Raw genomic sequence first — 13187 nt, 5'->3', positions numbered from 1 at the left:
TCCAGCGCAGGAAAGGCCTGTTTTGGGCTGCGACACGTTGTCGCAGTGCCGGGCAATGACCCGATTCGGCAACATTCCGGCCCTTGTATAGACATGAACGGGTCAGTTCCGGGGCCCGGTCAGCGCGGACGCCGCCGCCTCGTCACGGGCATCTCGCCGAGCATCCTGCGGGCGGCCACGGTACACGCACCGGCAGCGACCGTCTCACCCGCGGCGACGCTCAGGCAGCCCGTACCCGATTCGGGCAGTCCGCCCCAGCGGCGAAGTCGGCGATGTTGCGCAGCGTGATCGCGGAGATCTCCTGCAGTGCCTCGACCGTGAAGAAGCCCTGGTGCCCGGTCACCAGCACGTTGGGGAAGGTCATCAGGCGCTGGAACGCGTCATCGTCGATGATCTCGCCGGACCGGTCCTGGAAGAACAGCCCGCTCTCCTGCTCGTAGACATCGATGGCCAGGTGGCCGAGGCGCCGCGATTTCAGCGCGCGGATCACCGCATGGGTATCCACCAGCCCACCGCGCGAGGTGTTGACCAGCATCGCGCCGGGCTTCATCGCGGCAAGTGAGGCATCGTCGATCAGGTGATGGGTTTCCGGCGTCAGCGGGCAGTGCAGCGAAACGACATCCGAACGGGCCAGCAGATCCTCCAGCGTGACCGATGCGCCGATGGCGGCGAAGCCGGGCGATGGATACGGATCGTGGCCCAGCACCGTGCAGCCCATGCCCTTGAAGATGCGCGCGGTGGCCAGGCCGATCTGGCCGGTCCCCACGATGCCGACCGTCTTGCCATGCAGCGTGCGACCCAGCAGGCCATCGAGCATGAAGTTGCCCTCGCGCACCCGGTTGTAGGCGCGGTGGGTCTGCCGGTTGAGGGTCATCACCATGGCCAGGGCATGCTCTGCCACGGCTTCGGGGGAGTAAGCCGGCACGCGTGCCACGAACAGCCCCAACCCCTCCGCTGCGGCCAGGTCGACATTGTTGAAGCCCGCACAGCGCAGCAGGATCGCGCGCACCCCCAGTGCCTGCAACGCCTGCAGGACCGGCGCATCGAGCCGATCATTGACGAACACGCAGACCGCTTCGCACGCCTGCGCCAGTGCCGCGGTATTCACCTCCAGTGCGGCATCGAAATACACGAACTCAAACGACGGCCCTGCCCCGCGGCGTTGATTGGCTTCATCGAGAAACCGCTGGTCATACGGGCGGGCACTGAATACGGCGATCTTCATGGGGGCGATCCGCGGGAGTTCGACCATGACGATACCGCAGTACACTCCGGCCAACTGCCCGGAGCCCGCCGTGTCCCTGCCTGCCCGCCTTTTCCGCTGGACCGCCACGCCGATGGGCCGACGCGTCCTATTGGCGCTCACTGCCGCCATCGTGATCCTGATGGCCTGCAATCCATTGCTGGCGCCGCTGCTGCCGGTGGTGGACGCGCTGGGGCTGGATGTACTGGTCCTGTTGATGGGCGCGCAGGCGATGGCGTGGTTGCCGTGGGTGCGGCTGCATGCCGGCCGTGTCGCCCGCGTCTTCCTGAAGATTTTGAGCGGCCTCATCGCCGGTGCTGTTGGCTCGTATATGCGCGCACTACTCTTCTCGGGAGTGCGCGGCACAGCCTAAATTGATGCACGGAACCCGAAAAAATCCTTAAATCGGTGTGGCATACCCGAGCGAGATGAGTAAGGTGCTTTGCGCAGTAGTTGACTTTGGAAAAACCGGGCTTGGCTTAGGACCAAGCCCGGCATTATCAGGAATGGTGCGCGAGGCCAATCTGCATCAGTACGCTGTGCAGACCACCTTCACATTTGGCTCCCCCTCACTATTCTCAACACTTTGGGTGCAACGATAGCTCCAACCACTTGAGCTCAACGTTGCCCCCAACGACTGAACCCAGTGCTGCCACTTTGCAAGGTCCGAAGGATAGCCCGTAAAGTCGTAAAGAACCGTCTGGCCTACGCCCCCACTGATGTCGACAGGTGTCTCTGGCACCCAGTTTCCGATGCGGTCACGAACACTCCCCTTTTCATGCACTAACCGCTCCAGCGCAACATCGTAGTTCGCTCGAACGCGCGATCCATCAGGCAGCACCAGCGTGATAGAGACCACCTTTGGCGGCATGGAAAGAAAGTACTTGTCCAGCAACCCGCGTAGAACTTGCGCAGTTGTCTGCGCTACGGCGCCCTTGAAGTGAGCCTGAGCCATAACAGCCTCCCGACCTTGCGGATGGGAAACGTACTCGTAAGCACCCTGCGGGATACCCGGACCAGGATCTATGTAGATGACACTATTCCAAGCCTGCTGGATTACGATTCCACCTTGAATGAAATCCTGCTCCAACGGCATGGGAAATACAAACACCGCGCTATTGCAACCCCATGTCACCCAAGGTGTGCACGTCGCATCTGGTGCAGGCGGCTCCTTCATCACTTCAAACTTCCGAACTTCGCCGGTATGTCGATTGACATAGTACTTCTCGCCCCAGTAAGGAGCAGCTTCATCATTTGCGTCGAGCCAAGCCCGATCCTGCATTTGCGACGCACTACAGCTGTCACATACATCAAGCGTCGTTGATTGCGCGCTCGCCCATGGCGAGACTGCAAGCCCAATCAACACCGCCCCCAAAGACACAGAACAACGAATCAAAAACATCCATATACTCATCGCAACTCTCCCTATGCACCTCAGATCCTAGAGGCGGGATAGAATGTACCAAACAACCCGGACGGGTGCATTCCCCCATCCAGCGCATTGAATGAATAATTATCTATAGGCACCTCAGCAAGCTTCATTGCACATCGCGGCCTTCCTCAGTGAACAGTTTTGTCCAACTGAAAATAGAAATTTCTGAATGCATGAAGGGCAGCGCCTTCGCGAAACTCGCCATCTGCCGCATGCCATCCACCACCCAATCAATCGCCATTGCAACAGAATTGGACCGCATGGCTTGGCTCACCTAGTATTCGGTCCTTGCAGGACCCCATGGGTGGATGTGCGTGGAAAGTTTTGAACGGTTCAACGGTCGCCGCAGCGGTGAGGGCAAGGCGGTCGCGATCCTGTCACACGGCTTTGGTACCGATCAGAGCGCATGGAATGCCCTGCGCCCCTGGTTTGAATCACGGTATGACGTGATCTCCTTCGATCTGGCCGGCTGCGGCCCGCACGGTGCGCAGACGTACGATTTCGAGCGACATGGCTCGCTGTTCGGGTATGCCGACGATCTGCTCGACCTCCTCGACGAGCTGGACGTTCGCGACTGCACCTACATCGGCCATTCGATGAGCGGCATGATCGGCGCGGCCGCCGCTGTTGCACGGCCGGAGGTGTTCCAGCGCCTGGTCATCATCGGTGCGTCGCCGCGCTATCTCGACGATGACGGCTACACCGGCGGCTTCAAACCGCAGGACCTGGAGCAGCTGTTCGAGAGCATGCGGGCGAACTACCAAGCCTGGATCGCCGGCTTCGCCCCGATGGTCGTCGGCGTGGACGACAGCGCGGTGGTCGCCGATTTCTCCAATACCCTGTTCCAGATGCGCCCGGATATCGCACTCAATACCTCGCGCACGATATTCACCTCCGATCTGCGCAGCCTGGCCGCGCGGGTTTCCACGCCGGCCCACCTCATCCAGACCGCCCACGACGTGGCGGTACCGGTGGCGGTCGGCCACTGGCTGGCCAACGCGATCGACGGCGCGACCCTGGATGTGATCGATGCCTCCGGCCACTTGCCGCACATGACCGCGCCGGATGACGTCATGCGCATCCTCCAACAGCGACTGGCAGGCAGCGCGCGGTGACGACCTCCGACAGTGAAGCGCTCGCCGCGCTGTGCCAGTTCGCCCGCCTCGCCGCCCACGCCGACCTGGTCATGGCGGTGGAAGTGGACGCCGGTGGCAGGGCGACCTGGGCTGCTGCGGCCCCGGCGCTGCCCTCGTCGAGTTTCAACCTGGCCCGCAGCGGCCTCCTCGAATGCCACTGGAACGGTGTGGCCATGGACGCGGCCGGGTTCCTGCCCACGGCGATCATCCATGCCCTGGAAGGCCTCCCCACCCACCTGCTGTACGTTCCGGCCCCCTCGCATGGTGCGCCGCTGAGCGGCCTGCTGCTGCTCTGGCGAAGCGCACCTGCCCCCGCTGCGTTGACGGCGCAGGTGCCGCTGCTGGCCACGAGCGTGGCGCGGCTGCTATCCGCACGTCGGGAGGCCACGCGCGGCGCGATCGTCCGCAATCAGTTTCTGGATCTGTTTGAAAGCGTGCCGGCGGGTATCGTCCTGATCGACGGCGATGGCGTTGGCGCCGCCGTCAACGAGCATGCTGCGGAACTGCTGGGCTGCACAGCGGGCAATCATCGGGCAGCGGACCTGGCCGGCCCGATGCGCGCCCTGCGCCAACGCTGCGACAACCACGCCGAACTTGAGCTGGCCTACAGCGCCCAGATGAACAACGACCAGTTCGCCGCCAAGCAGCACTGGACCCTGGGCGAACGCACCTTCGAAGTGGATACCCACCCGGTGCGCGGCAACGGGGCACATGGGCGCATCTGGCTGTTCACCGATGTCACCGCCGATCTGCTGATGGCCGCCGAGCTGCGCCGCCTCGCCTCCTCCGATCCTTTGACCGGTGTCCCCAATCGCCGTCACTTCGAAGAATGCTCGGCGCAGATCATCGCCGCGCGCGAAGCCAACGGCCGCGCGGTGGCGGTGCTGATGGTGGACGTGGATCACTTCAAGAAGATCAACGATACCTACGGCCATCCGGTCGGCGATGAGGTCCTCAAAGTGGTCGCCAAGCGCTGCCGCGACGCGCTGCGGGAGCGCGATCTGTTCGCCCGCTTCGGCGGCGAAGAGTTCATCGCCCTGCTGGCGGCGTCCGCCGTGGATGAGATTCCCGCCGCCGCCGAGCGACTGCGCAGCGCGGTGGCGGCTGAACCCATCCTCGTGGATGGTGAGCGCATTGCCGTCTCCGTGAGCGTCGGCGGCGCGATCGGCGAGGCGCTGCCGGGCGGCGACCAGAAGCTGCTGGAGGAGCTGATCTCCCGTGCGGACGAGGCGCTGTATGACGCCAAGACCAGCGGGCGGAACCGGGTCCGGATGGCGGCCCTGCAGCCGGACCTGATCGACCTCTGAGCCAACCGGGGGGCCGGTGCCCTTCGGCGCCTCCGAACCCGGCAGCCACGTCCCGTGGGGCCATCCGGCCCCGCACACGGGCACTTGTCCGCGCCAGCCTAACACTGTTAGATTCGCCCCCTAACAACGTTAGGCCAGAGCACAGTGCGCCAACCCATTGCGCGGGAAAACATCGTCGAGGCGGCTTTCCGGATCCTCGACGAGGACGGTCTGGAGGGCATTACCCTGCGCAAGGTGGCCTGCTCGCTGGGTATCCGGGCGCCGTCGCTGTATTGGCACTTCAAGAGCAAGCAGGCGCTGATCGATGCCATGGCCGACGCCATGATCGGCGATGTCGCCCGGGTGATTCCCGACGGGCAGCCGTGGCGGCAAACGCTGCTGCAGATCGGGCGCGAATTCCGCCTGGCCTTCAAGGCCCGCCGCGACGGCGCGCGGGTCTATGCCGGCACCTTCCTGGCCACCGAGAACGTGCTGCGGGTGGGTGAAGCCAGCATCGCCGCGCTGATGGGCGCCGGCGCGCCAGCACGCTTTGCCGCGACCGCCGCGATGGACCTGGTGTATTACACGATGGGCTTCGTCATCGAGGAGCAGTCCTGGCCCGGCGACGGCAGCATGGAGGCGCTGGGTGAGGCGTTCATGGCGCTGGCCGAGTCACGTTTTCCCCATTGCTGGCAGGCCCGTGATGTATGGAGCGAGGTCGATTTCGACGCCCGCTTCGAGCAGGGGCTGGGCCTGATGCTCGATGGCATCGAACTCCGCCTGTCCCGCGAATCCTGATATCCCGATGCCTTTCTTTTTCCCGCTGTTCCGACCGGAAAGCCCCTCGATGCGCGCACCCTACCTCCGCAGTTTCTCCCTGATCCTGGCTGTCGCGCTGCTGTCCGCGTGTAGCGGCAAGGACGACAAGGCCACGGCCGACGCCGCGGCCGCCAGCTCGGCGCTGCCGGTCTCACTGGCGCCGGCGCAGCAGCAGACCATGGCGCGCACGGTGCTGGTCTCCGGGCCGGTGACCGCCTACGAGGAGATGCAGCTTGGCGTGGAAATCAGCGGCCAGCGCGTGACCGCGTTGCTGGTGGACGTGGGGCAATGGGTCAAGCAGGGCCAGGTGCTGCTGCAGGTAGACCATCGCACCCTGGACAGCGAACTGGCGCAGGCCGATGCCTCGCTGCGGCAGGCGCAGGCCTCGCAGGAACTGGCCCGCATGAACTACGAGCGCAGCGCCAAGCTGGCCGCCCAGCAACTGATCAGCGAAAGCAGCCTGGATGAACTGCGCGCCTCACGCATCAATGCCGAAGCGCAGACCTCCACCGCACGGGCCGCGCGCGACGCCGCCAAACTGCGCCGCGACTTCGCCGACCTGCGCGCGCCTGCCGATGGCCTGATTTCCAAGCGCCTGGTGCAGCCGGGCCAAGTGGTGTCCGCTGGTACCGAGCTGCTGCGCTTGATCCGCGATGGCCGCCTGGAATGGCGCGCGGAGCTGCCGGAAAACCAGCTGGCCGACGTGGCCGTCGGCAATACCGTGGAGCTGCCATACGCCGGCCAGGTGGTCAGCGGCCGCATCCGCGCGGTCACCCCGGGTGTCGATGGGCAGACCCGCACCGGCACGATCTACGCCGACCTGCCCGCGCCCGGCCCGCTCAAGCAGGGCATCTATGTGGATGGCCGCATCGTCACCGGCGACGGCCCGGTGCTGACCATCCCGACCGCGGCGATCGTGCAGCGCGACGGCCACAACTACGTGTTCACCGTGAACGACAAGCAGCAGGCCACCCGCCACCGCGTCAGCACCGGGCAGGCCGTCACGGGCCGCACCGCGATCCTTGACGGGCTGAAGGCGGGCGACCAGGTGGTGGTGGATGGCGCCGGCTTCCTCGGTGAGGGCGACCGCGTGCGCGTAGTGGCCGCGACCAAGGCCGCCGCACGATGAACATCTCTGCCTGGGCGATCAAGCGCCCCCTGCCTGCCCTGCTGATCTTCTTCGTGCTGTGCGTGGCGGGCCTGTGGGGCTTCCATCAGCTGCCGGTGGCGCGCTTCCCCGATATCGCCTTCCCGATGACCACGGTCACCGTCACCCAGCCGGGCGCATCGCCCAGCCAGCTGGAAGCCGAGGTGACCCGCAAGGTCGAGGACTCGGTGGCGACCGTCAACAACGTCAAGCGCGTGATGTCCTCGGTCAGCGAAGGCGTCAGCACCACCACCATCGAGTTCCAGCTGGAGGCCGATCTGGCCACCGCGCTGGACGACACGCGCGACGCGGTCACCCGCATCCGCACCGACCTGCCGCAGGACATCCAGGAGCCGGTCATCTCCAAGGTCGATATCGGCGGTTCGCTGATGACCTATGCGCTGGTCGCCCCGCACATGACCACCGATGAGGCCAGCTGGTTCGTCGACCGCGACATCTCGCGTGCGATGTATGGCGTACCCGGTGTCGCGCGCGTCACCCGCGTGGGCGGCGTGCAGCGCCAGGTGCGGGTGGACCTGGATCCCAATGCCCTGATCGCGATGGGCATCACCGCCGGCGATGTTTCCCAACAGCTGGCCCGCATCCAGGTCGAGCGTGCCGGCGGCAAGACCGAGGTCGAGGGCGCGCAGCAGACCATCCGCACGCTGGGCACCGTCGGTGACGCGCAGGCGTTGCGCGACTACTCCATCGCCCTGCCAGACGGGCGCGCGGTGCGGCTCTCCACGCTGGCCACCATCACCGATGCCGCCGCTGACCCCACCGAGGCCGCCCTGCTGGACGGCAAGGGTGTGGTGGCGTTCTCGATGTCGCGCACGCGCGGCTCCAGCGAGGTCAAGGTGGAAGCCGGCGTGCATGACGCGCTGGACAAGATCAAGGCCGAGCATCCCGGCATCGACTTCCGCCTGGTCACCACAGCGATCGACGAGACCCACCGCTCCTACGATTCCTCGATGACCATGCTCTGGGAGGGCGCGCTGCTGGCCTTGCTGGTGGTGTGGTTGTTCCTGCGCGACTGGCGCGCGACCTGGGTGTCCGCATTGGCGCTGCCGCTGTCGATCATTCCGACGTTCGCGGTGATGTACTTCTTCGGTTTCACCCTCAACATCATCACGCTGCTGGCGCTGTCGGTGGTGGTCGGCATCCTGGTGGACGATGCGATCGTGGAGATCGAGAACATCGTGCGCCACCTGCGCATGGGCAAGCCGCCCTTGGAAGCTGCGCGCGAAGCTGCGGGTGAAATCGGCAACGCGGTGATCGCCACCTCGCTGACCCTGGCTGCGGTGTTCGTGCCGGTGGCCTTCATGCCCGGCATCGCCGGCAAGTTCTTCCGCGAGTTCGGCTGGACCGCCGCCACTGCCGTGCTGTTCTCGCTGCTGGTGGCGCGCCTGCTCACCCCCATGATGGCTGCCTACCTGCTCAAACCACATGGCGAGGAGAAACCGGAATCCCGGCTGATGACCTGGTACCTGGGCTGGGTGGACGCCGCACTGCGCCATCGCGGCCGCACCCTGTGGATCGCCACCGGCCTGTTCGTGGCCTCACTGGCGCTGGTGCCGTTCATCCCGGCTACCTTCATTCCACAGTCCGATCTGGGCCGCAGCAACCTCAACCTCGAACTGCCGCCGGGCACCCGCCTGCAGGAGACCGTGGCCGTCGCCGAACGCGCGCGCGGCCTGCTCAGGGACATGCCCGAACTCAAGCAGGTCTACACCGCCGTCGGCAGCGTGTTGGACCTGGGCGACCCCGGTGCGACCGGCATCGGCGAACCGCGCAAGGCCACCCTGGTGCTCGACTGGGGCAGTGCGGACAAACGCGAACGCGACCAGCGCGTGCTGGAGCGGGAGGCGCGCGAGCGCCTGGCCGACCTGCCCGGCGTGCGCGTCAGCTACGTCAGCTCCGAGCCGGGCAACCTGCTGCAGCTGGTGCTCTCCGGTGACGACCCGCAGCGCCTGCAGGATGCCGCCACCGCACTGGAACGCGACCTGCGCGGCATCCAGGGCCTGGGCAGCGTCACCTCCACGGCTTCGCTGCTGCGCCCGGAACTCCAGATCATCCCCAACGCCGCCCGCGCCGCTGACCTCGGCGTGGCAACGGCCGATATCGCCGAAGCCGCCCGCATCGCCACGGCTGGCGATTACGAACAGCGCCTGGCCAAGCTCAACCTGCCCGACCGCCAGGTGCCGATCCGGGTCGGCTTCGCCGAAGCCACGCTGGCCAACCCGGGCTTGATCAGCCAGTTGCGCGTGCCCGGTCGCAATGGCCCGGTGCCGCTGGCCGCCGTCGCCGACATCCAGCAAGGCAGTGGCCCGTCGCAGATCTCGCGCTACCAGCGCCAGCGCAACGTGACCCTCACCGCCGAACTCAACGGTCGCCCGCTGGGCGATGTGATGACCGAAGTGCAGGCCCTGCCGGGCGTCAAGCAGCTGCCGCCGGGCGTGACCTTCCTCAACACCGGCGATGCGGAAGTGTTCGTCGAGCTGTTCATCGGTTTCATGCTGGCCATGGCGGCGGGGTTGATCTGCATCTACGTGGTGCTGTTGCTACTGTTCAACCATGCCCTGATGCCGATCACCATCCTCGCCGCGGTGCCGCTGTGCGCCGGCGGTGCGTTCGGTGCGCTGCTGATCACCCAGAACATGCTCTCGCTGCCGGCGCTGATCGGGCTGCTGATGCTGATCGGCATCGCCACCAAGAACTCCATCCTGCTGGTGGACTACGCGGTGATGGCCGAAGACGAACACGGCATGAGCCAGCACGACGCGCTGATCGATGCCTGCCGCAAGCGTGCACAGCCGATCATCATGACCACCCTGGCGATGGGCGCAGGCATGATGCCGATCGCGCTGGGCTTTGCGGGTGATTCCAGTTTCCGGGCCCCGATGGCGATTGCCGTCATCGGTGGCTTGATCACCTCCACGCTGCTGAGCCTGATTGTGATTCCGGCGGCCTTTACCGTGGTGGACGACGTCGGCAACTGGATGTCGCGCAAGTTCCATCGCCGCGCTTCGCACCCGGTGGGGAGTGGTGCGGAGTGAGGTGAGAGAAAGCGCCGCCACAAACAAAAAGCCCCGGCCAAGGCCGGGGCTTTTTGCTGTATCTGGTGCCGGAAATAGGAATCGAACCTACGACCTACGCATTACGAATGCGCCGCTCTACCAACTGAGCTATTCCGGCGAGGTCGTGAATTCTAGGGGGTGCGGGCCGCTTTGGTCAATCAGGGACGCGTCGCACCGTCGAACGGCACGCCCCCCAATGCCCCGGTCCGCTCCGCTGCAGCCGCACCAGCCCTTGACGCGCCGGCCCCTACAGTGGGTTCCCCACTTCCGGAGGCATCCCATGCGCCCCTGTCCCCGCCTGGCCGGCCTGCTGCTGTCATCCCTGTTGTTGAGCGCCGCTGCGCAGGCACAAGGCACGGTGCCGACGCCGCCGGACCAGCAGTGGCAGCCCCTGTTCCAGCAAGTCCAGGGCGCGCACCTGTTCAAAGATCAGAAGACCTTCGCCGATGCGGTGCCCCGCCAGGCGGCGGCGACCGTCCTGACCGAGTGGCAGCGCGCCAGGACGCAGCCCGGGTTCGACCTCGCCGGTTTCGTCACCGAGCACTTCGCGGTACCCAATGACGCCCCACCGTATGTGCCACCAACCGGGGAAACGCTGCGTGCGCACATCGAGGGGCTGTGGCCGGTGCTGACCCGCACCACCGGCGCCGTGGATCCGAACGGCTCGCTGCTGCCGCTGCCCAGGCCCTACGTGGTGCCCGGCGGCCGCTTCCGCGAGGTGTACTACTGGGACAGCTACTTCACCCTGCTTGGGCTGGCCTCCAGTGGCCGTTGGCAGCAGGTGCGCGACATGGTCGACAACTTCGCGTTCCAGCTCGACAGCTACGGCCACATTCCCAACGGCAACCGCAGCTACTACCTGAGCCGCTCGCAGCCGCCCTTCTTCAGTCTGATGGTGGACCTGCTCGCCACGCATGAAGGCGATGCAGCCTACCGCCGCTACCTGCCACAGCTGCGCATCGAGCATGCGTTCTGGATGCGCGGTGCGGAAACGCTGGCACCGGGCGAGGCGCGCGAGCGGGTGGTCCGGCTGGCGGATGGCCAGCTGCTCAACCGCTACTGGGACGACCGCGCCGTGCCGCGCACAGAGTCCTGGATGGATGATCTGGCCACCGCCGCGCAGGCGCCCCAGCGCGCGCCCTCGCAGGTGTATCGCGACCTGCGCGCCGGCGCGGAGTCGGGCTGGGATTTCAGTTCGCGCTGGCTGGCAGAGCCGACTGCATTGGCGAGCATCCACACCACGGCGGTCGTGCCGGTGGATCTGAACAGCCTGCTGTTCCATCTGGAGATGACCTTGGCCCGCGCCAGCAGGGCGGCCGGTGATCGTACCGCCTCACGCAGCTTCACCGGAGTGGCGAAGGCGCGCCAGCACGCCATCAACCAGCAGCTCTGGGATGACGAGCACGGCTGGTACGTCGACCGCGATCTGGAGCGAGGCCAGACCCGCCCTGCCCTGACCGCGGCGGCGCTGTTCCCCTTGTGGCTGGACGTGGCGGATCGCGCGCAGGCGCGCCGTACCGCCCAGGCGGTGGAGACACAGTTGCTGCGCGACGGCGGCCTGCTGACCACCACCGTGGTAACCGGCCAGCAATGGGATGCTCCCAATGGCTGGGCGCCGCTGCAGTGGGTCGCGGTGGACGGGCTGCAGCGCCATGGGCAGGACACCCTCGCCCGCCGGATCGGCGTGCGTTTCCTGCGCACCGTGCAGGTCGTGTATGAGCGCGAGGGCAAGCTGGTGGAGAAATATGTGGTCGACGGCGCGGCCACGGGCGGCGGTGGCGGCGAATACCCGCTGCAGGATGGGTTCGGCTGGAGCAACGGCGTCACGTTGGCGCTGCTGGATCGGCTGTGTGCGCCGAAGCGTAATTGCGAGAGCGCGCAGGATGTGGCAGCCGAGGACTGAGCTAGCCACCTATGTTCTGCGTACGTTTTTCGACGTTCACTCTCTGCCCCACTGCTGGAGAGCGCTGTAGCAGATGCACATTCCCATCCGCATCCACGGGTGCTCCTTGCTTGAGCGCATCTCAACGTGTGCGATACCTACATGGGATCCTTGCGTGGACATCTGGCGCCGTTTCGCCGACGTCACACACTTCGATACAGAGAAACTACTGCAGGCTAAGGTTTTTCGCGCCCGAGCCGTTACCAGTTCTGTTTATCCCCAAACCATGAAAGGAAGCATCAAATGAATCGTCGAGAGAGGGATCTCGTCAGTCTCTTCAATACCCTGTGGTTCCGCGACTTTCCAATCACTCCCGTGCACACCGATTTTGGGCGGCGGGCGGTGTGGACGACGCACATTGCATCAGTGATAAAGCAGGCTGCTGATCTGCTGGGCTACTTCACTTGTTTTGAAACGGGCAATCGAACGGATGCAGTCATCCAGACCGCAAAACGTCGGAGCTGGGCCAAGGTTGAGTGGGAATGGATCCAACCGCGCTTTGAAGCGCGCGTCAATGAGATACAGAAGTTGAGCAATGCCTCGAAGCTCGATCCGGAGGCGCTGTCCGTCTACGTCGGCTATAGCGACATTCGACACCATGATGCGAATCTGGAGAGCATCCAGCGCCAGTGGACGTCCGATGGGCAACTCATCGCATTCGTCATCCAGTTCGAGATCAGAGGCCGGACTCGACACTTCACGCAGTTGCGCACCTATGCATTCCGCGGCGGCGAATTCAGATTGTTGAGAAAGCAGGAGGCCCTTCCTTGGAATGTCAAGGATACCCGCTGGCAATTGGTCGCCACTGCAGCGCAGCTGGAAGATAGTGGTGCAGCAGAGCTGGGAGACGGTGACGACGAATGATGGTAACGGAGGGAGGACAGACTTGCTGCCCTCCCCGTCCGCTCCAGCATTGCCATGTCCTTCGATTCGGTGAGCCAGGTGGGCGACGGTAGCTTGACGATCTGCCAGAACCGCGCACGTCTCAGCCTGTACTGAAGTCCATTGCTGGATAAACGCGCCCGACGGTGAAGACGCCCCCCTGTCCACTCCGGACTGGCTGCAGAGGCGTGACCCATCGTGTGTCGAGCGATCACGGTCCAGC

11 protein-coding genes and 1 tRNA gene are annotated in these 13187 nt (G+C 65.3%); 8 read left to right on the top strand and 4 right to left on the bottom strand.

Annotation, left to right across the window (positions count from 1 at the left end; translation table 11 throughout):
• Nucleotides 1-220 precede the first annotated feature (220 nt).
• Nucleotides 221-1225 carry a 2-hydroxyacid dehydrogenase gene (locus ACTT2I_RS03920; protein WP_421100542.1) on the bottom strand — a complete coding sequence of 335 codons (1005 nt, stop codon included), beginning with the start codon at nucleotides 1223-1225 and terminating at the stop codon, nucleotides 221-223.
• A gap of 70 nt (nucleotides 1226-1295) precedes the next feature.
• Here ACTT2I_RS03920 and ACTT2I_RS03915 point away from each other — a divergent pair, with 70 nt between their 5' ends.
• Complete coding sequence (locus tag ACTT2I_RS03915) at nucleotides 1296-1616, top strand: hypothetical protein (protein WP_421100543.1); 321 nt, start codon at nucleotides 1296-1298, stop codon at nucleotides 1614-1616.
• A gap of 156 nt (nucleotides 1617-1772) precedes the next feature.
• On the opposite strand, the gene ACTT2I_RS03910 is transcribed toward ACTT2I_RS03915, so the two are convergent.
• Nucleotides 1773-2657 carry a hypothetical protein gene (locus ACTT2I_RS03910; RefSeq protein ID WP_143592015.1) on the bottom strand — a complete coding sequence of 295 codons (885 nt, stop codon included), beginning with the start codon at nucleotides 2655-2657 and terminating at the stop codon, nucleotides 1773-1775.
• Between the two features lie 124 nt (nucleotides 2658-2781).
• Entirely contained in the window at nucleotides 2782-2949 is a 168-nt protein-coding gene (locus tag ACTT2I_RS03905) for a hypothetical protein (protein ID WP_172407454.1), read from the bottom strand.
• Between the two features lie 34 nt (nucleotides 2950-2983).
• Between ACTT2I_RS03905 and ACTT2I_RS03900 the strand changes: the two genes are divergently transcribed.
• The 5 genes from ACTT2I_RS03900 (at nucleotide 2984) to ACTT2I_RS03880 (ending at nucleotide 10119) form a co-directional block, all read left to right on the top strand.
• Nucleotides 2984-3790 (top strand): alpha/beta fold hydrolase, encoded by an 807-nt coding sequence (locus ACTT2I_RS03900; protein WP_088432150.1) that lies wholly within the window; start codon nucleotides 2984-2986, stop codon nucleotides 3788-3790.
• Nucleotides 3787-5118, top strand: coding sequence for a GGDEF domain-containing protein (locus tag ACTT2I_RS03895; RefSeq protein ID WP_421100544.1), 1332 nt, complete (start codon nucleotides 3787-3789; stop codon nucleotides 5116-5118). The genes ACTT2I_RS03900 and ACTT2I_RS03895 overlap by 4 nt, the downstream gene beginning before the upstream one ends.
• Nucleotides 5119-5262: 144 nt before the next feature.
• Nucleotides 5263-5895 (top strand): TetR/AcrR family transcriptional regulator C-terminal domain-containing protein, encoded by a 633-nt coding sequence (locus ACTT2I_RS03890; protein WP_421100545.1) that lies wholly within the window; start codon nucleotides 5263-5265, stop codon nucleotides 5893-5895.
• A 49-nt stretch (nucleotides 5896-5944) separates the two neighbouring features.
• A complete protein-coding gene (locus ACTT2I_RS03885) occupies nucleotides 5945-7045 on the top strand; it encodes an efflux RND transporter periplasmic adaptor subunit (protein ID WP_421100546.1) in 1101 nt (366 codons plus the stop codon).
• Nucleotides 7042-10119 (top strand): efflux RND transporter permease subunit, encoded by a 3078-nt coding sequence (locus ACTT2I_RS03880; RefSeq protein ID WP_421100547.1) that lies wholly within the window; start codon nucleotides 7042-7044, stop codon nucleotides 10117-10119. The genes ACTT2I_RS03885 and ACTT2I_RS03880 overlap by 4 nt, the downstream gene beginning before the upstream one ends.
• A gap of 63 nt (nucleotides 10120-10182) precedes the next feature.
• Here the strand turns inward: ACTT2I_RS03880 and ACTT2I_RS03875 are convergent.
• Nucleotides 10183-10258 (bottom strand) — tRNA-Thr (locus ACTT2I_RS03875).
• Nucleotides 10259-10420: 162 nt separating this feature from the next.
• On the opposite strand from ACTT2I_RS03875, the gene treA reads away from it, so the two are divergent.
• Nucleotides 10421-12043, top strand: a complete 1623-nt coding sequence (gene treA / locus ACTT2I_RS03870; RefSeq protein ID WP_421100608.1) for an alpha,alpha-trehalase TreA — start codon at nucleotides 10421-10423, stop codon at nucleotides 12041-12043.
• Between the two features lie 282 nt (nucleotides 12044-12325).
• On the top strand, nucleotides 12326-12946 hold the full coding sequence (locus ACTT2I_RS03865) for a hypothetical protein (protein WP_088432144.1): 621 nt from the start codon (nucleotides 12326-12328) through the stop codon (nucleotides 12944-12946).
• The last annotated feature ends 241 nt before the right edge of the window (nucleotides 12947-13187 follow it).

This window comes from Stenotrophomonas sp. PUT21, assembly GCF_052232875.1.
In the GTDB taxonomy this organism is placed as follows: domain Bacteria; phylum Pseudomonadota; class Gammaproteobacteria; order Xanthomonadales; family Xanthomonadaceae; genus Stenotrophomonas; species Stenotrophomonas maltophilia_N.
Note: the sequence above shows the minus strand (reverse complement) of the source record. Positions and strands in the feature narration are given on the sequence as shown.